Annotated in this window: 24 protein-coding genes; 15 read left to right on the forward strand and 9 right to left on the reverse strand. The window is 72.8% G+C overall.

Going from position 1 to position 19099, the window contains the following annotated elements; translation table 11 throughout:
* The first annotated feature begins 18 nt into the window (after positions 1 to 18).
* Genes priA through hisF form a run of 3 tightly spaced genes read left to right on the forward strand, consistent with a single transcriptional unit; the run spans position 19 to position 1939 of the window.
* Complete coding sequence (gene priA / locus ACH4TL_RS27350) at positions 19 to 750, forward strand: bifunctional 1-(5-phosphoribosyl)-5-((5-phosphoribosylamino)methylideneamino)imidazole-4-carboxamide isomerase/phosphoribosylanthranilate isomerase PriA (RefSeq protein ID WP_398319927.1); 732 nt, start codon at positions 19 to 21, stop codon at positions 748 to 750.
* Positions 747 to 1172: a RidA family protein gene (locus ACH4TL_RS27355; RefSeq protein WP_398319924.1), complete on the forward strand. Its 426-nt coding sequence runs from the start codon at positions 747 to 749 to the stop codon at positions 1170 to 1172. Before priA ends, ACH4TL_RS27355 begins: the two co-directional genes overlap by 4 nt.
* Positions 1169 to 1939, forward strand: coding sequence for an imidazole glycerol phosphate synthase subunit HisF (hisF, locus tag ACH4TL_RS27360; RefSeq protein ID WP_398319921.1), 771 nt, complete (start codon positions 1169 to 1171; stop codon positions 1937 to 1939). The genes ACH4TL_RS27355 and hisF overlap by 4 nt, the downstream gene beginning before the upstream one ends.
* Before the next feature lie 58 nt (positions 1940 to 1997).
* Here the strand turns inward: hisF and ACH4TL_RS27365 are convergent, their stop codons facing one another.
* From ACH4TL_RS27365 to ACH4TL_RS27375, 3 genes are all read right to left on the reverse strand, one after another.
* Positions 1998 to 3005, reverse strand: a complete 1008-nt coding sequence (locus ACH4TL_RS27365; protein WP_398319918.1) for a CU044_5270 family protein — start codon at positions 3003 to 3005, stop codon at positions 1998 to 2000.
* Positions 3002 to 3673 carry an RNA polymerase sigma factor gene (locus ACH4TL_RS27370; protein ID WP_398320639.1) on the reverse strand — a complete coding sequence of 224 codons (672 nt, stop codon included), beginning with the start codon at positions 3671 to 3673 and terminating at the stop codon, positions 3002 to 3004. Before ACH4TL_RS27370 ends, ACH4TL_RS27365 begins: the two co-directional genes overlap by 4 nt.
* Positions 3674 to 3756: 83 nt before the next feature.
* Positions 3757 to 4122 (reverse strand): MerR family transcriptional regulator, encoded by a 366-nt coding sequence (locus tag ACH4TL_RS27375; protein WP_398319915.1) that lies wholly within the window; start codon positions 4120 to 4122, stop codon positions 3757 to 3759.
* 58 nt (positions 4123 to 4180) lie between these two features.
* Between ACH4TL_RS27375 and ACH4TL_RS27380 the strand changes: the two genes are divergently transcribed.
* The gene (locus ACH4TL_RS27380) at positions 4181 to 5272 is read left to right on the forward strand and encodes an alkene reductase (protein WP_398319912.1); all 1092 of its coding nucleotides are present in this window, start codon (positions 4181 to 4183) and stop codon (positions 5270 to 5272) included.
* On the opposite strand, the gene ACH4TL_RS27385 is transcribed toward ACH4TL_RS27380, so the two are convergent.
* The 3 genes from ACH4TL_RS27385 to ACH4TL_RS27395 are packed head-to-tail and all read right to left on the reverse strand — an operon-like array spanning position 5245 to position 7567.
* A complete protein-coding gene (locus ACH4TL_RS27385; RefSeq protein ID WP_398319909.1) occupies positions 5245 to 5706 on the reverse strand; it encodes an OsmC family protein in 462 nt (153 codons plus the stop codon). The two genes, ACH4TL_RS27380 and ACH4TL_RS27385, sit on opposite strands and share 28 nt — an antisense overlap.
* A gap of 47 nt (positions 5707 to 5753) precedes the next feature.
* Positions 5754 to 6542, reverse strand: a complete 789-nt coding sequence (locus tag ACH4TL_RS27390) for a TIM barrel protein (protein ID WP_398319906.1) — start codon at positions 6540 to 6542, stop codon at positions 5754 to 5756.
* Positions 6539 to 7567 (reverse strand): Gfo/Idh/MocA family oxidoreductase, encoded by a 1029-nt coding sequence (locus tag ACH4TL_RS27395; protein ID WP_398319903.1) that lies wholly within the window; start codon positions 7565 to 7567, stop codon positions 6539 to 6541. Before ACH4TL_RS27395 ends, ACH4TL_RS27390 begins: the two co-directional genes overlap by 4 nt.
* A gap of 166 nt (positions 7568 to 7733) precedes the next feature.
* On the opposite strand from ACH4TL_RS27395, the gene ACH4TL_RS27400 reads away from it, so the two are divergent.
* Positions 7734 to 8756, forward strand: a complete 1023-nt coding sequence (locus ACH4TL_RS27400) for a LacI family DNA-binding transcriptional regulator (protein ID WP_398319900.1) — start codon at positions 7734 to 7736, stop codon at positions 8754 to 8756.
* 6 nt (positions 8757 to 8762) lie between these two features.
* Here ACH4TL_RS27400 and ACH4TL_RS27405 read toward each other — a convergent pair whose 3' ends face one another.
* Positions 8763 to 9677 (reverse strand): LysR substrate-binding domain-containing protein, encoded by a 915-nt coding sequence (locus tag ACH4TL_RS27405; RefSeq protein ID WP_398319897.1) that lies wholly within the window; start codon positions 9675 to 9677, stop codon positions 8763 to 8765.
* A 119-nt stretch (positions 9678 to 9796) separates the two neighbouring features.
* Here ACH4TL_RS27405 and ACH4TL_RS27410 point away from each other — a divergent pair, with 119 nt between their 5' ends.
* Complete coding sequence (locus ACH4TL_RS27410; protein WP_398319894.1) at positions 9797 to 10120, forward strand: DMT family transporter; 324 nt, start codon at positions 9797 to 9799, stop codon at positions 10118 to 10120.
* A 49-nt stretch (positions 10121 to 10169) separates the two neighbouring features.
* On the opposite strand, the gene ACH4TL_RS27415 is transcribed toward ACH4TL_RS27410, so the two are convergent.
* A complete protein-coding gene (locus ACH4TL_RS27415; protein ID WP_398319892.1) occupies positions 10170 to 10802 on the reverse strand; it encodes a TIGR03085 family metal-binding protein in 633 nt (210 codons plus the stop codon).
* Positions 10803 to 10878: 76 nt separating this feature from the next.
* Positions 10879 to 11745: a hypothetical protein gene (locus ACH4TL_RS27420; RefSeq protein WP_398319889.1), complete on the reverse strand. Its 867-nt coding sequence runs from the start codon at positions 11743 to 11745 to the stop codon at positions 10879 to 10881.
* Between the two features lie 131 nt (positions 11746 to 11876).
* Between ACH4TL_RS27420 and hisI the strand changes: the two genes are divergently transcribed.
* The 9 genes from hisI (at position 11877) to trpA (ending at position 19036) form a co-directional block, all read left to right on the forward strand.
* Complete coding sequence (gene hisI, locus ACH4TL_RS27425) at positions 11877 to 12242, forward strand: phosphoribosyl-AMP cyclohydrolase (RefSeq protein ID WP_398319886.1); 366 nt, start codon at positions 11877 to 11879, stop codon at positions 12240 to 12242.
* 44 nt (positions 12243 to 12286) lie between these two features.
* Positions 12287 to 13807, forward strand: a complete 1521-nt coding sequence (locus ACH4TL_RS27430) for an anthranilate synthase component I (RefSeq protein ID WP_398319883.1) — start codon at positions 12287 to 12289, stop codon at positions 13805 to 13807.
* A gap of 401 nt (positions 13808 to 14208) precedes the next feature.
* Positions 14209 to 14883: a TIGR02234 family membrane protein gene (locus ACH4TL_RS27435; protein WP_398319880.1), complete on the forward strand. Its 675-nt coding sequence runs from the start codon at positions 14209 to 14211 to the stop codon at positions 14881 to 14883.
* 107 nt (positions 14884 to 14990) lie between these two features.
* Positions 14991 to 15230 (forward strand): HGxxPAAW family protein, encoded by a 240-nt coding sequence (locus ACH4TL_RS27440; protein WP_398319877.1) that lies wholly within the window; start codon positions 14991 to 14993, stop codon positions 15228 to 15230.
* A gap of 111 nt (positions 15231 to 15341) precedes the next feature.
* Positions 15342 to 15761: a DUF2752 domain-containing protein gene (locus ACH4TL_RS27445; protein WP_398319874.1), complete on the forward strand. Its 420-nt coding sequence runs from the start codon at positions 15342 to 15344 to the stop codon at positions 15759 to 15761.
* Positions 15762 to 15897: 136 nt separating this feature from the next.
* The gene (trpC, locus tag ACH4TL_RS27450) at positions 15898 to 16707 is read left to right on the forward strand and encodes an indole-3-glycerol phosphate synthase TrpC (RefSeq protein ID WP_398319871.1); all 810 of its coding nucleotides are present in this window, start codon (positions 15898 to 15900) and stop codon (positions 16705 to 16707) included.
* 7 nt (positions 16708 to 16714) lie between these two features.
* Positions 16715 to 16852, forward strand: a complete 138-nt coding sequence (trpM, locus tag ACH4TL_RS27455) for a tryptophan biosynthesis modulator TrpM (RefSeq protein ID WP_398300732.1) — start codon at positions 16715 to 16717, stop codon at positions 16850 to 16852.
* 133 nt (positions 16853 to 16985) lie between these two features.
* Positions 16986 to 18221, forward strand: coding sequence for a tryptophan synthase subunit beta (trpB, locus tag ACH4TL_RS27460; RefSeq protein WP_398319868.1), 1236 nt, complete (start codon positions 16986 to 16988; stop codon positions 18219 to 18221).
* Positions 18221 to 19036, forward strand: coding sequence for a tryptophan synthase subunit alpha (trpA, locus tag ACH4TL_RS27465; RefSeq protein ID WP_398319865.1), 816 nt, complete (start codon positions 18221 to 18223; stop codon positions 19034 to 19036). The genes trpB and trpA overlap by 1 nt, the downstream gene beginning before the upstream one ends.
* Positions 19037 to 19099 lie beyond the last annotated feature (63 nt).

Consider the following 19099-nt stretch of genomic DNA (forward strand, 5'->3'; position numbering starts at 1 on the left):
TCACCGTAAGGTTCCCGCATGCCAACGCACCGCCTCGAACTCCTCCCCGCCGTCGACGTCCGCGACGGCCAGGCCGTCCGCCTCGTCCACGGCGAGTCCGGCTCCGAGACGTCGTACGGCGACCCGATGGAGGCCGCCCTCGCCTGGCAGCGGGCCGGCGCCGAGTGGCTGCACCTGGTGGACCTCGACGCCGCCTTCGGCACCGGCGACAACCGCGCGCAGATCGCCCAGGTCGCCCGCGCCATGGACCTGAAGGTCGAGCTGTCCGGCGGCATCCGCGACGACGCCTCGCTCGCCGCCGCCCTCGCCACCGGCTGCACCCGCGTCAACCTCGGCACCGCAGCCCTGGAGACCCCCGAATGGGTCGCCAAGGTCATCGCCGAGCACGGCGACAAGATCGCCGTCGGCCTCGACGTCCGCGGCACCACCCTGCGCGGCCGCGGCTGGACCCGCGACGGCGGCGACCTGTACGAAACCCTCGCCCGCCTCGACTCCGAGGGCTGCGCCCGCTACGTCGTCACCGACATCGCCAAGGACGGCACCCTCCAGGGCCCCAACCTGGAGCTGCTGCGGGGCGTCTGCGCCGCCACCGACAAGCCCGTCGTCGCCTCCGGCGGCGTTTCCTCGCTGGATGACCTGCGCGCCCTTGCGACCCTGGTACCGGAAGGTGTCGAGGGCGCCATCGTGGGCAAGGCGCTCTACGCCAAGGCGTTCACCTTGGAAGAGGCGTTGGAGGCGGTATCCGCATGACCTCACCCGAAAGCTCGGCCGAGAAGACGGCGCGACGGGTCCAGACCGGCAGCCCCTGGGAGGAGACCATCGGCTTCGCCCGGGCCGTCGCGGCCGGGGACCTGGTGGTCGTCTCCGGAACCATGCCGCTCGCGGAGCGCGGCGTCCTGGAGGGCGAGGGTGATCCGTACGAGCAGACGCTCGCCGCCTTCGGCCACGCGCTCGACGCGCTGAAGAAGTTCGACCTGGGCGTCGAGTCGGTCATCCGCACCCGCATGTACCTCACCCACGCGCGCGACGTGGACGCGGTGGGCCGCGCCCACAAGGAGCTCTTCGACGCCGTACGCCCCGCCGCGACCCTGGTCGTGGTGTCCGGCTTCGTCGACTCGCGCGTGCTGGTGGAAGTCGAACTGGAAGCATTCCGAGGAGCCCGAACGTCATGACCCTGGCGGTCCGAGTCATCCCCTGCCTGGACGTGGACAACGGCCGGGTCGTCAAGGGCGTCAACTTCCAGAACCTGCGGGACGCCGGCGACCCCGTCGAGATGGCCCGGATCTACGGCCAGGAAGGCGCCGACGAGCTGACCTTCCTCGACATCACCGCCTCCTCCGGCGACCGCGAGACCACCTACGACGTGGTGCGCCGCACCGCCGAGCAGGTCTTCATCCCGCTGACCGTCGGCGGCGGCGTGCGCACCCCCGAGGACGTCGACAAGCTGCTGCGCGCCGGGGCGGACAAGGTCGGCGTCAACACCGCCGCCATCGCCCGGCCCGAGCTGATCCGCGAGATCGCCGAGCGCTTCGGCAGCCAGGTCCTCGTCCTGTCGGTCGACGCCCGCCGCTGCGCGTCCGGTACGGAGACCTCGTCCGGCTACGAGGTCACCACCCACGGCGGCCGGCGCGGCACCGGCATCGACGCCGTCGAATGGGCCCACCGCGCGGCCGAGCTGGGCGCCGGGGAGATCCTGCTGAACTCGATGGACGCGGACGGCACCAAGGACGGCTACGACACCGCCATGATCGAGGCCGTCCGCAAGCACGTCACCATCCCCGTCATCGCCAGCGGCGGCGCGGGCAAGCTCACCGACTTCGCCCCGGCGGTCGCGGCGGGCGCGGACGCGGTGCTGGCCGCCTCCGTCTTCCACTTCGGCGACCTGCGCATCGGCGAGGTCAAGGGCGCGCTGCGGGACGCGGGCCACCCGGTCCGCTGAGGGACGCTCGTACGGCGGCGGGGGACCACCGGATGGTGATCCCCCGCCGCGTCGCGTCTCAGCCGGTCGGCCGCTCGCGGTAGTGGTCGACGATCCCGCGCTTCAGGACGGCGAACTCCTCCAGCATGTCGCCCTTCTTGCCCGCCCCGAAGTCCTTCGTCCGGTAGCTGCGATCGCCGAGGTAGGTGAGGCTGTCCCGGTCGAAGACCCACTCGGTGATGATCCCCGTCCGCTTGTCGACGCGGGCGATGCCGACCCCATGGCGGCCCGCCGCGTCCACCGCGTCATCGAGCCGCTTCACCCCGGGGATCTTCGCGGCGGCCTTGTAGAGGGCGGCGGCGTTCCGCGGCGGCATCACCGTCCCCACCAGGGAGCCGATCTGCTCGAAGACGGCCTGTGCCTTCTCCTGCCCCTCGTTCGCCTCGGTCATCCGGTCCAGCTCCTTGAGCAGGACGTCCGGGTCGGTCGGCAGGGACGCCAGCCACTGGTACGTGGCACGGTTGATCCCCGCCGGAGACCCGCCCAGTTCGTAGACGTTGGAGTAGTCCCCGTTCTGGTACGACTCGCCGGTCTTGTGGATCCGCTTCGCCTGTTGCGACTTCCAGACCTCCAGCTTGCTCAGCGGCTCCATGGTGGAGGAGCCGTCCTCCTTCAGCTCGGCCCCCGCCGTCAGGCTCTTGATGTAGACGAACTGGTCCTGGCGCACCGGCTCGACGTCCGACTTCGCCGCGGTTCCGGCGATCCGGTCGAGCAGGACGGTGGCGGTCTCGTGGGGCCGGGCGGTGGTGTCGCCGGAGGCCCCGCCCCCGGTGAAGGTGACGGCCAGCGCCCCGGTCAGCGCCAGCGCCGCGGCGGGCAGCAGCAGCGCCGGGCGCAGCAGCCGCGGCCGGGCCTTCGGGGCGGAGTTGTTCTTCTGGTCGTCATCGATGAGCTGCATCAAACGGTCCTTCTGGTGGAGGTACGGAGTAGAGGGCACGTCCCGCTCTCCCGGGACGGGAGGAAGCAGCCGGGCAAGTTCCTCGCACGCGGTGTCCTCGTACGCGGCGTCCTCGCGCTCGGGCCTCATCGGGGGTCCTCCTGAAACTCCTGAAACGGCAGGGCCGCGAATACGGCCTTGTGCTGTACCTCTCCGCGGCGGCGGGGCGGTTCCTTCTTTTTCCTCTTTTCCTCCGCCTTTTCCTTCTTCTCCTCCGTGAGCCGCTGTTCCGCGAGCTTGCGGAGCCGGGCGCGGGCCCGGGACAGCCGCGAACGCACCGTCCCCACCGGAATCCCCATCGCCTCGGCCGCCTGCGCGTAGTCAAGGCCCGACCACACGCACAGCGCCAGCACCTCCTGCTCCCCGCGCCGCAGTCGGCCGTAGACCTCCCGTACGGCGGCCAGTTGGCGGGCGTCGTCGATCCGGCCCGCGGCCTCCTCCGCGAAGTCCGCCACCGGGGCGGGCGCGGGGCGGCGGGCCAGGAAGGCCAGGCGGCGGCCGATACCCCGGTTGGCGTTGCGCGCCTTGTTCGTCGCCACGCCCAGCAGCCACGGCTTCAACGAGCCGTCCCCCGGCTCCAGTTGCCGCCGCCCCCGCCAGGCGTCGAGGAACGTGTCCCCCATCACCTCCTCCGCGACCGACCAGTCCCCGGTCAGCCGGAAGGCATGGTTGTAGACGCTCCGCGCGTGCTCCTCGTACAGCTCCGCGAACGCCTCGCGGTCACCCGCCCGTATCCGCTCGCGCAGGCCCTCAGTCATCTCGTTCATCCCTCACACCTCGTGCCTCTCCGCACGAGGTGCGAGGTTCCCGTGACCTGCGCCACAGAAGGGGCGCGTGATGCCTAGTCGGCCGGGGCCGACGCCGCGGCGATCACTTCGTCCAGGACGTCGCGGGAGCGGAGCAGGTCACCGATCATCCGGTTGATGCGCTCCCGCTCCACGGCGAGGTCGGCGACCAGCTGCCCGCTGGCGATCCGGGACGGGCCGCCGTCCGAGTCCCGCATGCACGGCAGCAGTTGGGCCATCTTCTCGCTGCACAGCCCCGCCGCGTAGAGCTCCTGGATGCGGATCACCCGGTCCACCGCGCCCTCGCCGTAATCGCGGTGGCCACCCGGGGTGCGCTCGGCCGACAGCAGGCCCTGCTGCTCGTAATAGCGCAGCGACCGCTCGCTCACTCCGGTGCGCCGTGCCAGCTCCCCGATCCGCATGCCGCACCGCCCGTTCCGACTTGAATCTGACACCAATGGCAACTTCTACGGTACCGGCATGACGAACGCACTCTTCGAACCGGCCCGTCTCGGCCCCCTCGACCTCCCCAACCGCCTGGTGATGGCCCCGCTGACCCGCAACCGCGCGGCCGCCGACGGCGTGCCGCTGCCGATCATGGCCACGTACTACGCCCAGCGCGCCTCCGCCGGGCTGATCATCGGCGAGGCATCCACCCCCAACGCCGTCGGGCAGACGTACCCCAACATCGCCGCGATCCACGACGACGCCCATGTGGCCGGGTGGCGGAGCGTCACCGACGCGGTCCGTGCCGCGGGCGGCCGTCCGATGTTCCTCCAGATCCAGCACGGCGGCAGGGTCGGTCACCCCGCCACCAGCGGCCTGACCCCGCTCGCTCCCTCCCCGGTCCCGCTCCCCGAGACGATCTTCACCCCGAGTGGTCATCAGGAGTCCGTCGTACCCCGCGAGATGACCGCCGACGACATCCGCACCACCATCGCCGACTTCGCGGCCGCCGCCCGCAACGCCGTCGCCGCGGGTTTCGCCGGGGTGGAGGTGCACTCCGCCAACGGCCATCTCCTCCACCAGTTCCTGGCGGGGAACACCAACCGCCGCACCGACGCCTACGGCGGCCCGGTGAGCGGCCGCATCCGGTTCGTGGTCGAGACAGTCCGCGCCGTCGCCGAGGCGATCGGCCCCGAGCGGGTGGGCCTGCGCGTCTCGCCCGGCCACACGGTCAACGGCATCCAGGAGGACGACACCGAGGCCATCTACCCCGCCCTCACCGAGGCCCTGGCCGACCTCGGCCTCGCCTATCTCCACGTCGGATACGCCGACCCCGACCAGCCCGTCTTCCAGTGCATCCGCAAGATCTGGCCCACCACCCTGATGGCCAATCCGGTGCTGCCGGTGGACCAGATCCCCGCCGACGGCGGTCTCCGCCAGGCGACACGCCTCCTGGCCGAGGGCGCCGACCTCATCGCCCTCGGCCGCCCCTTCTTGGCCAACCCCGATCTCGTCCACCGCCTCCGCACCGGCGCCCCGCTCAACCCGGTCCGCGACCGGTACCTGATGTACGTGGGCGGCGAGACGGGCTACACCGACTACCCCACCCTGACCGTCGCCTCGTGACGGACGGGGAAGTTGACCGAGTTGGCGATGAAGCACTGCTGATGGGCATCGTGGTGCGCCGTACGGGCCCGCTCCACCATCGCCGCGTCCGCGACGGTGACCACCGGCCGCAGCACCACCTCGGTGAAACGGCCGCTGTGCCCGGCCGACTCCTCCATGGTCCCGGTGGCCTCGTCCTCGTACGCCGTGACCGTCACGCCGTCCCGGGCGCACACCGACAGGTACGTCAGCATGTGGCACTGCGCGAGCGAGGCGACGAGGAAGTCCTCCGGATTCCAGCGCTCCGGATCTCCCCGGAACGCCGGGTCGGCGCTGGCCGCGAGGGTGGGCTTGCCCTCGCTGAGAACATCGTGCGCGCGCTCGTAGCCCCGGTATCCGCTCCCGGTGTCGCCGGTCCAGCGGACGGTGGTGCGGTAGGTGTGCTGACGGCCCATCGTTTCGACACTCCTCACAAGACGGCAAGCCCTGCCAGCGGCGAAAGCTACCCCATGAATGCGGAGCGGAAGCGCTCCAGAGCGGTGTCGGGGTCGTGTCGGGCCCACGATTCGAGGCCCACCACGCCGGTGTAGCCGAGGTCGTGGAGGGCGCGGGCGATGGCGGGGTAGTGGATTTCGCCGGTGCCCGGTTCGCAGCGGCCGGGGACGTCGGCGACCTGGATCTCGCCGACGTACGGGAGGGCTTCGCGGCAGAGGCCGATGAGGTTTCCCTCGCCGATCTGGGCGTGGTAGAGGTCCAGGTTCAGCCGTAGGTGGGGGCTGTCGACGGCGCGGGCCAGGGCGAGGGTGTCGGCGGCGCGGGCGAAGGGGGTGCCCGGGTGGTCGACGGCGAGGTTGAGGTTTTCGAGGGTGAAGACGCGGTCGGCGGCCTCGCCCAGGTCCGCGACGCGTCGCAGGGTGTCGGCGGCGGTGAGCCACATCGCGGGGGTGGTCCGGTCGACGGGGCGTACGGGCAGGCCCTGGGGGTCCAGGCCGGTGCCGTGGAGGTTGAGGCGGGGGCAGTTCAGCCGTTCGGCGACGGCGAGGGAGCGGCGGGCCGAGGCGAGCAGGGCGTCGATGCCGTCGGGTGAGGTGAGGTCGCCGGTGAGGTAGCCGGTCATGGAGGAGAACGTGGCGCCGGTGGCGGCGAGGGCGTCGATGTCCTTGGTGGACCAGTCCCAGATCTCGACCTGGAATCCCTGGTCGGCGATCCGGCGGACCCGTTCGGTGAACGGCAGGTCGAGGTAGAGCATTTCGGCGCTGGCGGCGAGGGTGAACGGGCTCCGGTCGCTCATGCGGTCACCTCGGCGAGGTCGACGGGGGCCGCGGTCTCGACGCTGCGGATGGCGGCCAGGGCGACGGACAGCGCCCGGCGGGCGTCGGCGCCGGTCACGGGCGGGGGCGTGCCGTGGCGGACGGCGTCGGTGAAGGCGGTGAGTTCGGCGAGGTAGGCCGGGCGGAGGAGGTCGGTGTCGCGCCGGGCGGTGTCGGCGTGCAGGCCCTCGGGGCCGTAGTAGGTCATGTCGGTGCTGCGGCCGCTTCCGGCGGTGACCATGCCGCCGGGGCCGAAGACCTCGGCGCGTACGTCGTAGCCGTACAGGGCGGAGAAGGACGCGTCGGCGGTGGCGATGGCGCCGTTGTCGAAGCGGATGGTGACGACGGCGGTGTCGAGGTGGCCGTCGGCCTTGGCGTCGGGGCGGATCAGGGCGTCGGCGGTGGCGTGGACGCGGACGGGGGCCGCGCCGGGGTTGAGCCAGCACAGGGTGTCGAAGTCGTGGATGAGGGTTTCCAGGAAGATCGTCCACCGCGGTATCCGGGCCGGGTCGGCGGTGAACGGGCCCGGGTCGCGGGTGAGGGAGCGCAGCAGTTGCGGGGTGCCGGTCCGGCCGTCGTCGACGGCGGCGCGGGCGGCGGCGAAGCCGGGGGCGAACCGGCGGTTGAAGCCGACCTGGAGGACGACGCCCGCGTCCCGGGCGGCGGCGATGGCGCGGTCGGCGTCCGCCAGGGTCACCGCCATCGGCTTCTCCACGAAGATGTGCTTTCCGGCGGCCGCCGCGGCCACGACCAGGTCGGTGTGGGCCCGCGCCGGGGCGGTGATCAGCACGCCGTCGATGTCGTCCCGGTCGAGAATCGCTTCAACATCGGTCGTGGCCGTGGGCGCGCCGAGGGAGGCCGCGAGGCGTTCCGCGGCGCCGGGCACCGGATCGGCGACGGCGGCCAGGGCGGTGCCGGGGATGTGCCGGGCGACGAGCCCGGCGTGGTGCGAGCCGATGCGGCCCGCGCCGATCGTGGCCAGCCGCACGGTGTCGGTGACGGTCATCTGCGTATCTCCCCTGAGCCTCGTACCGTGGAGTGGAAGAACTAGTACGTTCTAGTCGCAAGACCGTAGAGCGGGAAAGGGGAGCTGGTCAAGAGATCGATATGCTCGGAGGCGGTTCGGCCAGGGCACCGGCCAGACGGCGTTTCAGCAGGCAGGAGTGACGGGAGTGACCGAGGAGGCGGGCGGCGCGCGGCCGACCATGGCCGATGTCGCACGGGCCGCCGGTATCTCCACCGCGCTGGTCTCGATCGTGATGCGCGGCGTCCCCGGGGCCAGCGACGCCACCCGCAAACGCGTGCTGAAGATCGCCGACGAGATGGGGTACGTCCCCGACCAGCGCGCCCGCAAGCTGCGCCAGAGCAGTTCACGGCTGCTCGGCGTCACCTTCGAACTCCAGCAGCCCTTCCACGGCGACCTCGTGGAACAGATCTACGCCGCCGCGGCCGCGCGCGGCTACGACGTGACGCTCAGCGCGGTGGCCCCCAGTCGCGACGAGACCACCGCGGTCGGCGCCCTGCTGCGCGAGCGGTGCGAGGCGGCCGTCCTGCTGGGCAGCAGGCTCGGTACGGAGGAGCTGACCCGGCTGTCCCGCCGGCTGCCGACGCTGCTGGTCGCCCGGCCCACCGACGTACCGGGCGTGGGCGTCGTACGCGGCGACGACCACGCGGGCGTCGCGCTCGCCGTCGACCACCTCGCCGCCCTCGGCCACCGGCGCATCGCGCACATCGACGGGGCAGGGGCGCCCGGAAGCTCCGACCGGCGGCTCGGCTTCCTGGAGGCCATGGGGCGGCACGGGCTCCAGGACTCGGCGGAGGTGCTGGCCGGGGGGCTCACCGAGACCGCGGGCGCGCAGGGCATGCGCTATCTGCTGGCCCGCGAGACCCCGCCCACGGCCGTCCTCGCCTTCAACGACCGCTGCGCCACGGGCGTGCTGGACGTCCTCGGGCGGGAGGGTCGCGCGGTGCCCGGGGAGATCTCGGTGGTCGGGTACGACGACTCGCGGCTGGCCAAGTTCCCGCATGTGCAGATGACGACGGTGTCGCAGGACGCGGCCCGGCTCGCGGAGGCCGCGGTGAGCGGGGCGCTGGACCTCGTCGCGGGCCGGGAAGCGACGGAGCGCGTGTTCGCGCCGCACCTGGTGGAGCGCGCCACCACCGGTCCGGCCCCCGACAAGCCCCAGAGCTCCTAGAACGTACTAGCCGCCCGGCTGGAGCGGCGGGTCCTCGATGTCCTGCCGTATGAGCCACTGGACGAACGTGCGCCCCTCCGCGGTCATATGGGCCTCCCCCTCGCGCTGGAGCAGATAGTGCGCCTGGCGCAGCGGCACCGGACGGTCGTGGAGCACCACGAGCCGCCCCTCGCGGACGGCGGCGCGCGCGAACCGTTCGGGGACCAGGGCGCAGTGCAGCCCGGAGGCGGCGAACTGGGTCGCCGCCACGGTGGTGTCGAGCGTGATGGTCGCCTCCGCGCCCCGCGACGGCGGCGGCGTGTGCGGGAACAGCCGCTGCCAGAGGTCGTCGTAGCCGATGACGTGCACCCGCGGCCGGTGCTCCAGATCGGCGGGCCCGGTCAGCGGCCCGTACGCCTCCAGATGGGCGGGGGAGCCGACCACCACCGCCTGGTCCTCGTGCAGCAGATCGGCGGTGAACCCGGCCCAGCGGCCGTTGCCGTGACGGATCTCCAGATCCACCTCGTGCGGCGGCACCTCGTTGGCCCAGATCGCGGTCACCACCCGCAGGTCGATGTGCGGATAGCAGTCGTGGAAGTCCTGGAGCCGGGGCATCAGCCAGGTCATGGCGTACGAGACCTGCACCCGCACGGTCAGCCGTCCGCGCCCGGCCGGGCCGAACAGCCCGGTGGTGCCCGCCGACAGATCGTCGAACGCGCCCCGCACGGTGGGCAGATACGCCTGCCCCATCGGCGTCAGCCGGATGCTGCGCGCCTGGCGCTCGAACAGGGCGATCCCCAGGTGCGCCTCCAGCACCCGGATGCGCTGGCTTACCGCCGACGCAGAAAGGCCCAGCTCATCGGCGGCCGCCGCGATGCTGCCGAGCCGCGCGGTGGCCTCGTAGGCCAGCAGCCCGGGCAGCGGGGGGAGGGGCGTACGCACGGTCGGCGACGCTACGCGGCGCCTGGTCGGCCGGGCAAGGGCGAGCACCACATTTCGGGGGTCTCAGGCCCCTGTCGACAGGTTTGACGCGCACTTCCCGCCGCTCGGAGACTGTCGGCATGGCCTACCTCCTCCTTCTGGCCGCCATCACCGCCGAATTGATCGGCACCAGTCTGCTCAAATCCACCGCGGGCTTCTCCCGCCCCGGACCCGCCCTGGCCTGCCTCGCCTCCTACGCGGTGGCGTGCTTCCTGCTGGCGCGGGCGATCCACTACGGGATGCAGGTCGGCGTGGGGTACGCGCTGTGGTCGGGCCTCGGCACGGCCCTCATCGTGGTGATCGGTCTGCTCTTCCTGGGCGAACCGCTCACCGCGGCGAAGGCGCTGGGCGTGGCCCTGGTGATCGGCGGCGTCGTCACGCTCAACCTCGGCAGCGCGCAATGACGCCCGGCCGGGCCGGGGCCGCCGGGGCCGGGACTACTGGGGCCGGGGCTCAGACGCCGAGCTTGGCGTCCCGCACCGCGGCCACCGCCTCCTTGTCACCGTCCAGTTCGACCCGGGCCACCTTCTGCCGCCCGTACAGGAACAGCGCCAGCTCGCCGGGCTCGCCGGTGCCCGTGACCACCGGGACGCCGCGGTGGGCGACCGCCGTACGGCCGTCCGGGCGCCGCAGCACCAGACCGACCGGGGACTTGCGGCCGAACACCCGCGCGACCCGCTCGGTGCGGGACCACAGCGCGTCGGCGAAGACCGGGTCGATCTCGCGCGGCGTCCAGTCCGGCTGGGCGCGGCGGACGTCCTCGGCGTGGACGTAGAACTCGACGGTGTTGGCCGCCTCGTCCAGCTGCTTCATCGCGAAGGGTGACATCCGCGGCGGGCCGGTGCGGAAGAGCTGCACCAGCTCCTCGTACGGCTTCGCGGCGAACTCGGCCTGCACCCGGGTCAGCCGCTGGGCCAGCGGCTTGATCACCAGGCCGCCGGCCGCGTCGGCGCGGCGCTCGCGCACCACCAGATGGGCCGCCAGATCGCGGGTGGTCCAGCCCTCGCACAGCGTCGGGGCGTCGGGTCCCGCGTTCTCCAAGAGGTCGGCGAGGAGCAGGCGTTCGCGCTTCGCGTGAGTGGACATACCGCCCACCCTACGGCCGCCGCCCGCCGCCCGCCATGAGAAGGCGCCCCGAAGGGCGCCGATCCCGCGCCCGCCGCTACTCCGGTATGGGCTCCTTCAGCTTCGCGCCGTCCTTGCCCGTGCTCACCGTCAGCGCGCACGAGACCCGGTCCTTGCCGTGCTCCGTGTAGGTGCCGAGGGCCGGGTAGAGCGCGTAGTAGTAATACTCCCGGCCGTCGTTGGGGACGCTCTCCAGCCGCTTCTCGGCGTCCGTCTCGCACAGCGAGAGCGCCTTGCGCTGGATCGCCCGCTCGGAGGAGAAGTCCCCGTTCAGCTTCTTGTTGCTGATCACCTCGGCGTCGTGCGGGCTCTTGCACGAGCGCTTCTCGATCTTCGTCACACTGCTGTCCATCGCCGGGTGGTCGAAACAGGTACCCGGCCCCAGCACGGCGTACGGCATCCTGCTGTTCCCCGTTTCCGAGGCGTCGGGGGACGGGGCGGACCGGTCGTCCCCGCCGCCCAGCGGCGCGCCCTGGCCGGGGTCCTCCGAACCCGCCGGAGCGGACGCGGCGCCCGAGGGCGAGGAGAGGGGGCGGTTCGAGGCGGCCGGGGCGTCGGCCGCTCGGTCGCCGCCGTCATCGTCCCGCGCGCCGAAGACGGCCACGCCCGCGACCACCGCCAGGCCCACCGCCACGCCCGTCACGATCGCCGCGGTCCGGGAACGGCCGGTGCCGGGCGGCCGCCCGCCCGGGGGCGGCGGAGGCGGGGGCGGTCCGAAGCCGCCGGGGAGCACGGGCGGACCGGGCCGGGGCGACGGGACCAGCTGCCCCGGGTCGACCGGCGGCCCGAAAGTTCCCTGCGGCTGCGACGGCTGCGACGGCTGCGCTGGCTCCTGCGGCGGCGGACCGAACCCCCCGCCGTTTCCAGGCCGGTTGGGGTCGGGCGACGGCGGTGGAAACGTCATGCCCGAAGCATGCCCCATCGCTCCCGCGTCCCGACCATCGGGCCCGGCCGTCTTGGCAGTCGAGACCGCGGACGGCCGCGACCGCCGATATCGGACCGCGGAGCACCCGTCCGGACGTGCAGAATGGTCGCATGACCGGCTCCGATCGTCCCTCCGCCCTCGACCCGGCCATCGCCGCCCGCCTCAAGCGCGGCGCCGACGGCCTCGTCCCCGCCATCGCCCAGCAGTACGACACCGGTGAGGTGCTGATGCTCGGCTGGATGGACGACGAGGCGCTGCACCGCACCCTCACCACCGGCCGCTGCACCTACTGGAGCCGCAGCCGCCGCGAGTACTGGGTCAAGGGCGACACCTCCGGCCACATCCAGCTGGTCAAGTCCGTCGCGCTCGACTGCGACGGCGACACCGTGCTCGTACGGGTCGACCAGGTCGGCGCCGCCTGCCACACCGGCGACCGCACCTGCTTCGACGCGGACGTCCTCCCGCTGGGCGAGTAGCGCCCGGCCCTCCGGACCCAAGATCGCCCACTAGGCTCCCCGCCATGACCCAGGACGCTGCCACGATGGACCTCGAGACCTTCCGCAAGCTGGCGGCCGACCGCCGTGTCATCCCCGTCACCCGCAAGCTGCTCGCGGACGGCGACACCCCGGTGGGCCTCTACCGCAAACTCGCCGCCGAGCGCCCCGGCACCTTTCTGCTCGAGTCCGCCGAGAACGGCCGCTCCTGGTCCCGCTACTCCTTCGTCGGCGTCCGCAGCGCCGCCACCCTCACCGAGCGCGACGGCCGCACCCACTGGCTGGGCACCCCGCCCGTCGGCGTCCCCACCGAGGGCGACCCGCTGGCCGCCCTGCGCGCCACGGTCGAAACCCTGCACACCCCGCGTGACCTGGGCGGACTCGTCCATCTGCCGCCCTTCACCGGCGGCATGGTCGGCTACCTCGGCTACGACGTCGTCCGCCGCCTGGAGAAGATCGGCGAGCACGGGCGCGACGATCTGCGGCTCCCCGAGCTGACCATGCTGCTCACCTCCGACCTCGCCGTCCTCGACCACTGGGACGGCACCGTGCTGCTGATCGCCAATGCGATCAACCACAACGACCTCGACACCGGTGTGGACGAGGCGTACGCGGACGCCGTGGCCCGGCTCGACGCGATGGCCGCCGACCTCGTACGACCCGTCCCCACCGACCCCACGGCCCTGCCGCCGTCCGAGGTGCCCGAGTACACCGCGCTGTGGGGCGGCGCGGACTTCATGACGGCCGTGGACGACATCAAGGAGCGCATCCGCGCGGGCGAGGCGTTCCAGGTCGTCCCCTCGCAGCGCTTCGAGACGCCCTGCTCGGCCAGCGCCCTCGACGTCTACCGGGTCCTGCGGGCCACCAACCCCAGCCCCTATATGTACCTCTTCCGCTTCGACGGCTTCGACGTGGTGGGCTCCAGCCCCGAGGCACTGGTCAAGGTCGAGGACGGCAGCGCCATGCTGCACCCCATCGCGGGCACCCGGCCCCGTGGCGCCACCCCGCAGGAGGACGCCGCCCTCGCCGAGGAGCTGATGGCCGACCCCAAGGAGCGGGCCGAGCACCTGATGCTCGTCGATCTCGGCCGCAACGACCTGGGGCGGGTCTGCGAGCCCGGCAGCGTCGAGGTGGTCGACTTCATGTCGGTCGAGCGCTACAGCCATGTCATGCACATCGTCTCCACGGTCACCGGTGAGCTGGCGGAGGGGCGCACCGCGTTCGACGTCCTCACCGCCTGCTTCCCGGCGGGCACCCTCTCCGGTGCCCCCAAGCCGCGTGCGATGCAGATCATCGAGGAGCTGGAGCCGAGCCGCCGCGGGCTGTACGGCGGCTGCGTCGGTTACCTCGACTTCGCGGGCGACTCCGACACGGCCATCGCCATCCGCACCGCGCTGCTGCGCGAGGGCACGGCCTACGTCCAGGCGGGCGCCGGTGTCGTCGCCGACTCCGATCCGACGGCGGAGGACGCGGAATGCCGCAACAAGGCGGCGGCGGTGCTACGAGCGGTCCACGCAGCCAACCGCCTGACCTCCCGCCGGGGGTAGCACGCGGGGCAGGCCCGGAGGGGGTTTGTTCCCCACCCCGCCCCTTCCCGATCCGGGGCGCTGCCCCGTGCCCCGGGCCTCGGGCGCCGGCCGGGCTGGGTTTGGGGGCTCGGCTTCGTGCTCCGGGCCAACGTCGGCCGGGCCGGGGACAGGAGTCCGCCTCGGGCCTCAGGCCCTGGCCGGGGGTGGGTTTGGGGCCTGCCCCGGAGGCGCCGCACCCGTGTTCGCCGCCGGGCGGGGCCGAGGGGCTGTTCCCTCGCCCCTGCCGATGTGCTGCTCCGCCGCGTGGGGCCCGCCGACGGGCGGGCCTCGCGTCCGCGAGCGGGCGGGCTACGCGCCCCACGAGCCCGCATCGCAGCCCACGGGTGGGGGCCGGGTGGGCGTGGGGGATAGTGGTAGGCGTGAGTGCAGCAGCCGTACCCCCGCCCCGGGCCGAGAACGAGCCCTCCGTCTCCGCCGTGCGCGGCCGCCGAGCGGCGCGCGGCAGCCTCGCCGTCGCGCTGCTGTGCGGTGCGCTCGGCGCGGCGCTCGTCCTGCTCGCCACCAGCCGCAAGTGGGCCGAGGGCACGGCCAGCGTCGCGCAGGGCTCCCTGTCGCAGAGCGCCAACGGTGACGACATCACCGGGCTGCCCGGTGCCCTCGCCGTCGTCGGTCTCGCCGCGCTCGTGGCCGTGTTCGCCGTACGCCGCGTCGGCCGCATCGTCGTCTCCCTCCTCCTCGCCCTCAGCGGCACCGGCATCGTCATCAGTGCCGCGATGGGGGCCTCCGACAAGGCGGCGCTCAAGGAGAAGGCGTCCAAGGTGACCGGCGTGGCGGGCAGTGCCATCCACGACGTGACGTACACGCCCTGGCCATGGGTCGCCCTGGCGGGCGGTGTGCTGCTGCTGCTCGCGGGCGTGCTGGCGCTGGCGTACGGGCGCCACTGGCCCGCCATGTCCGGGCGGTACGAGCGGGCCGGAGCGGAGGGCCGGGGCGCCGCCCGGCGCCGTGCCGCCGCCGCGGCGGCAGACCCGGACCGGCCCGAGGAGCTGTGGAAGGCCCTGGACCGCGGGGAGGACCCGACCCTCTCGCGGTGAGGGTGGCCACCCCCGCTCAAGGGCGCATCCGGCATCGGGGACAATGGCCTGGGAGCTTCGCCCCGCGCGCCCGCACCAGGCGCTGTGTAGAGCTACGAGGAGAATTCATGTCCAACGCCCACGGGCACACCCCGGCCGCCTGGACCGGTGTCACCATCGTCTTCATCGGCTGCTGCGTCGCCGGTGCGTTCACCGTGCTGGCGAACCCGCTCGGCTTCTGGGCGGGCATCGTCATCGCTCTCCTCGGCGGTGTCGTCACGATGGCCATGCGCGCGGCCGGGCTCGGCGCCCCGAAGGCCAAGCCGCTGCGGATGGTGGGCGAGAAGCAGGTGCAGCCCCAGGAGTGAGTGGCTGAAGCAGCCGAGGCGCGGCGCGGGGCCGCCTGCCCGATGATCCGTACGGGTCCGTGGGCACGGTCCTGAGCTGCGCCTTCGTGGTTTCCCGGGGAGACTCGGCATGTGGTCCCGTCTCCCGCGGCTGCGGCCCGCCGACTCCTCGCCCCGTTCGGGGTGCTCGCCGCCGTCGTCGCCGCGTTCGGTTACGTCGGCGCCGTCGATCCCCATCAGCCCGGCCACTACCCGGTCTGCCCGCTGTTCCGGCTGACCGGGCTGTACTGCCCCGGGTGCGGCGGGCTGCGCAGCGCGTACGCCGTGGCGCACGGCGAGCTGCTGCGGGCCCTGGGGGACAACGCGCTGGTCGTGGTGTGCGCGGGCGTGTTCTGCGCGGGGTGGGCGGTGTGGTGCGCAACCGCGCTCGGATGGCGCCGCCGCCGGGGCACATGGGCATGGCAACCGTGGCACGCCTGGGCGATCGGCGGCGCCGTCCTCGCCTTCACGCTGGTCCGGAATTTCCCCTTCGGGGGACTACTGGCACCCTGACCGTTGTTGTAGATGACGATGTGTACGACCACTTGGTGGGACGCGGCGTCAACCGGATGCGGGACCTCGGTCCTTTGACAGCTACCATCGCATTCGACCAGAAGCTCCATCCCCGTCCCGGAAGGGGGCCGCTCGCGTGAGTGTGCTCGACGAGATCATCGACGGTGTCCGTGCCGACCTCGCGGAGCGGCAGGCGCGCGTCACCCTCGACGAGCTCAAGGAGCGGGCGGCCAAGGCCCAGCCGGCGAAGGACGGCGTGGCTGCGCTCAAGGGCGACAGCGTCAAGGTGATCTGCGAGGTCAAGCGGTCCAGCCCGTCCAAGGGCGCGCTCGCCGCGATCGCCGACCCGGCCGCGCTCGCCGCCGACTACGAGGCGGGCGGCGCGGCGCTCATCAGCGTGCTCACCGAGCAGCGGCGCTTCGGCGGATCGCTGGCCGACCTGGAGGCCGTCCGGGCCAAGGTCGACATCCCGGTGCTGCGGAAGGACTTCATCGTCACCTCCTACCAGCTGTGGGAGGCGCGGGCGTACGGCGCCGACGTGGTGCTGCTGATCGTGGCCGCGCTGCCGCAGGAGGCGCTGGTCTCGCTGATCGAGCGGGCCGAGTCGATCGGGCTGACCCCGCTGGTCGAGGTGCACGACGAGGAAGAGGTCGAGCGGGCCGTGGCCGCCGGGGCGCGGCTGATCGGCGTCAACGCGCGGAACCTGAAGACGCTCGAGGTGGACCGGGGGAACTTCGCGCGGGTCGCGCCGGAGATCCCGGACCACATCGTCAAGATCGCGGAGTCGGGTGTGCGCGGACCGCACGACCTGATCGCCTACGCGAACGACGGCGCGGACGCGGTGCTCGTCGGGGAATCCCTGGTGACGGGGCGCGACCCGAAGGGCGCGGTCGCCGATCTGGTGGCGGCCGGTGCGCACCCGGCGCTGCGGCACGGGCGGGACTGAGCGGATCATGGACGTGTACGCGCGCCTGGCGCGGGGGTGCCGCCCCCGGGGCTGCCGCGCACCCGCCCGGCGGGTGCGGGGGCGTCGCGTGCGCTATCACATCGGATGCGAGCCGGGGCAGGTCAACGGGCGCCGATGGCGTTGAGGACGAGGCGTCGCCGGGCCTGCTGACGGCACGTTCAGCACCCCCTCTGTGACCCCGTCCTCTCCCTTCTCGTCGTCGGCCGTCGGCCGGTGGCGCCGTTTTCCGTCTCTCACCACTTCGCGGAGTACGTCTGATGTCCTCTGATTTCTTCATTCCGGACCCCGAGGGCCGGGTCCCCAGCGCCGAGGGGTATTTCGGTGCGTTCGGCGGCAAGTTCATCCCCGAGGCGCTGGTCGCCGCGGTCGACGAGGTCGCCGCCGAGTACGACAAGGCCAAGGCCGATCCCGCGTTCGCCGCCGAACTGGAGGATCTGCTGGTCAACTACACGGGGCGGCCGAGCGCCCTGACCGAGGTGCCGCGGTTCGCCGAGCACGCCGGGGGTGCGCGGATCTTCCTCAAGCGCGAGGACCTGAACCACACCGGATCGCACAAGATCAACAACGTGCTGGGTCAGGCCCTGCTCACCAAGCGCATGGGCAAGACCCGGGTCATCGCCGAGACCGGCGCAGGTCAGCACGGGGTCGCGACGGCGACGGCGTGCGCCCTGTTCGGTCTCGAGTGCACGATCTACATGGGCGAGGTCGACACCCAGCGGCAGGCGCTCAACGTGGCGCGGATGCGGATGCTGGGCGCCGAGGTCGTCTCCGTGAAGTCCGGCAGCAGGACGCTGAAGGACGCGATCAACGAGGCGTTCCGCGACTGGGTCGCCAACGTGGACCGTACGCACTACCTGTTCGGCACGGTCGCCGGACCGCATCCGTTCCCGGCGCTGGTGCGGGACTTCCACCGGGTGATCGGCGTGGAGGCGCGGCGGCAGATCCTGGAGCGGACCGGGCGGCTGCCGGACGCGGTGGCGGCGTGCGTGGGCGGCGGGTCGAACGCGATCGGGCTGTTCCACGCGTTCCTGCCCGACGAGAGCGTGCGGATCGTGGGCTTCGAACCCGCGGGGCACGGCGTGGACTCCGGTGAGCACGCCGCGACGCTCAGCCTGGGGGAGCCCGGCATCCTGCACGGGTCGCGCAGTTACGTCCTCCAGGACGAGGACGGGCAGATCACCGAGCCGTACTCGATCTCGGCCGGTCTCGACTACCCCGGGGTCGGGCCCGAGCACGCGTACCTGAAGGACGTCGGACGGGCCGAGTACCGGGCCGTCACCGACGACCAGGCGATGCAGGCGCTGCGGCTGCTGTCGCAGAGCGAGGGCATCATCCCGGCGATCGAGAGCGCGCACGCGCTGGCCGGGGCGCTGGACCTCGGGCGGGAGCTGGGCGAGGACGCGGTCATCGTCGTCAACCTGTCCGGGCGGGGCGACAAGGACATGGACACCGCGGCGCGGTATTTCGGGCTGTACGACGAGGGAGCCAAGTGATGGCCGGGAACCTGGAGCTGCTGGGGTCCGTCCTGGCCACCGCGAAGGACGAGGGGCGCGCGGCGCTCGTCGGCTATCTGCCCGCCGGTTTCCCGTCGGTCGACGGGGGAGTGGCGGCGATGACCGCCATGATCGAGGGCGGCTGCGACGTGGTCGAGGTCGGGCTGCCGCACAGCGACCCGGTGCTGGACGGGCCGGTGATCCAGACCGCGGACGACATCGCCCTGCGGGGCGGGGTGAAGATCCGCGACGTGATCCGGACCGTGGGGGACGTGCACGCGGCGACCGGCGCGCCGATCCTGTGCATGACCTACTGGAACCCCGTCGACCGCTACGGCGTCGAGCGGTTCGCCGCGGAGCTGGCCGCGGTGGGCGGCGCCGGATGCATCCTGCCGGATCTGCCGGTCGAGGAGTCCGAGGTGTGGCGGAAGGCCGCCGAGCAGCACGGGCTGGCGACGGTGTTCGTGGTCGCGCCGAGCAGCCGCGACGAGCGGCTGGCGAAGATCACGGCGGCGGGCAGCGGCTTCGTCTACGCCGCGTCCCTGATGGGCGTCACCGGAACGAGGGAATCGGTAGGACAGGAGGCGCGCGAGCTGGTCACGCGCACCCGTGCGACCACCGCGTTGCCGGTATGCGTGGGGCTCGGGGTGTCGAACGCCGCGCAGGCGGCCGAGGTCGCCCACTTCGCTGACGGGGTCATCGTGGGCTCGGCCTTTGTGAAGCGGCTGCTGGACGCCGAGAGCCCGGAGGCCGGGCTGGAGGGCGTGCGCCGGCTCGCGGGCGAGCTGGCGGAGGGCATCAAGGGCGCTCGCTAGTCCCTCGTTCGAGGGAATACGGGGCGGAGGGGCCGAGCGGTGCCCCTCCGCCTCGTTAGGCGA

The organism is Streptomyces sp. NPDC021115 (genome assembly GCF_044333065.1).
Lineage (GTDB): Bacteria > Actinomycetota > Actinomycetes > Streptomycetales > Streptomycetaceae > Streptomyces.

Bases quoted from the DNA above. Each gene is read 5' to 3' on its own strand.
- ACH4TL_RS27380 (WP_398319912.1), top strand. From the start codon at position 4,181: ATGACGAACGCACTCTTCGAACCGGCCCGTCTCGGCCCCCTCGACCTC.
- hisI (WP_398319886.1), top strand. From the start codon at position 11,877: ATGACCGGCTCCGATCGTCCCTCCGCCCTCGACCCGGCCATCGCCGCC.
- ACH4TL_RS27410 (WP_398319894.1), top strand. From the start codon at position 9,797: ATGGCCTACCTCCTCCTTCTGGCCGCCATCACCGCCGAATTGATCGGC.
- ACH4TL_RS27365 (WP_398319918.1), bottom strand. From the start codon at position 3,005: ATGAGGCCCGAGCGCGAGGACGCCGCGTACGAGGACACCGCGTGCGAG.
- ACH4TL_RS27385 (WP_398319909.1), bottom strand. From the start codon at position 5,706: ATGGGCCGTCAGCACACCTACCGCACCACCGTCCGCTGGACCGGCGAC.
- ACH4TL_RS27430 (WP_398319883.1), top strand. From the start codon at position 12,287: ATGACCCAGGACGCTGCCACGATGGACCTCGAGACCTTCCGCAAGCTG.
- ACH4TL_RS27370 (WP_398320639.1), bottom strand. From the start codon at position 3,673: ATGACTGAGGGCCTGCGCGAGCGGATACGGGCGGGTGACCGCGAGGCG.
- ACH4TL_RS27440 (WP_398319877.1), top strand. From the start codon at position 14,991: ATGTCCAACGCCCACGGGCACACCCCGGCCGCCTGGACCGGTGTCACC.
- trpA (WP_398319865.1), top strand. From the start codon at position 18,221: ATGGCCGGGAACCTGGAGCTGCTGGGGTCCGTCCTGGCCACCGCGAAG.
- hisF (WP_398319921.1), top strand. From the start codon at position 1,169: ATGACCCTGGCGGTCCGAGTCATCCCCTGCCTGGACGTGGACAACGGC.
- ACH4TL_RS27415 (WP_398319892.1), bottom strand. From the start codon at position 10,802: ATGTCCACTCACGCGAAGCGCGAACGCCTGCTCCTCGCCGACCTCTTG.
- ACH4TL_RS27395 (WP_398319903.1), bottom strand. From the start codon at position 7,567: ATGACCGTCACCGACACCGTGCGGCTGGCCACGATCGGCGCGGGCCGC.
- ACH4TL_RS27420 (WP_398319889.1), bottom strand. From the start codon at position 11,745: ATGACGTTTCCACCGCCGTCGCCCGACCCCAACCGGCCTGGAAACGGC.
- ACH4TL_RS27355 (WP_398319924.1), top strand. From the start codon at position 747: ATGACCTCACCCGAAAGCTCGGCCGAGAAGACGGCGCGACGGGTCCAG.
- ACH4TL_RS27375 (WP_398319915.1), bottom strand. From the start codon at position 4,122: ATGCGGATCGGGGAGCTGGCACGGCGCACCGGAGTGAGCGAGCGGTCG.
- priA (WP_398319927.1), top strand. From the start codon at position 19: ATGCCAACGCACCGCCTCGAACTCCTCCCCGCCGTCGACGTCCGCGAC.
- trpB (WP_398319868.1), top strand. From the start codon at position 16,986: ATGTCCTCTGATTTCTTCATTCCGGACCCCGAGGGCCGGGTCCCCAGC.
- ACH4TL_RS27390 (WP_398319906.1), bottom strand. From the start codon at position 6,542: ATGAGCGACCGGAGCCCGTTCACCCTCGCCGCCAGCGCCGAAATGCTC.
- trpM (WP_398300732.1), top strand. From the start codon at position 16,715: ATGGACGTGTACGCGCGCCTGGCGCGGGGGTGCCGCCCCCGGGGCTGC.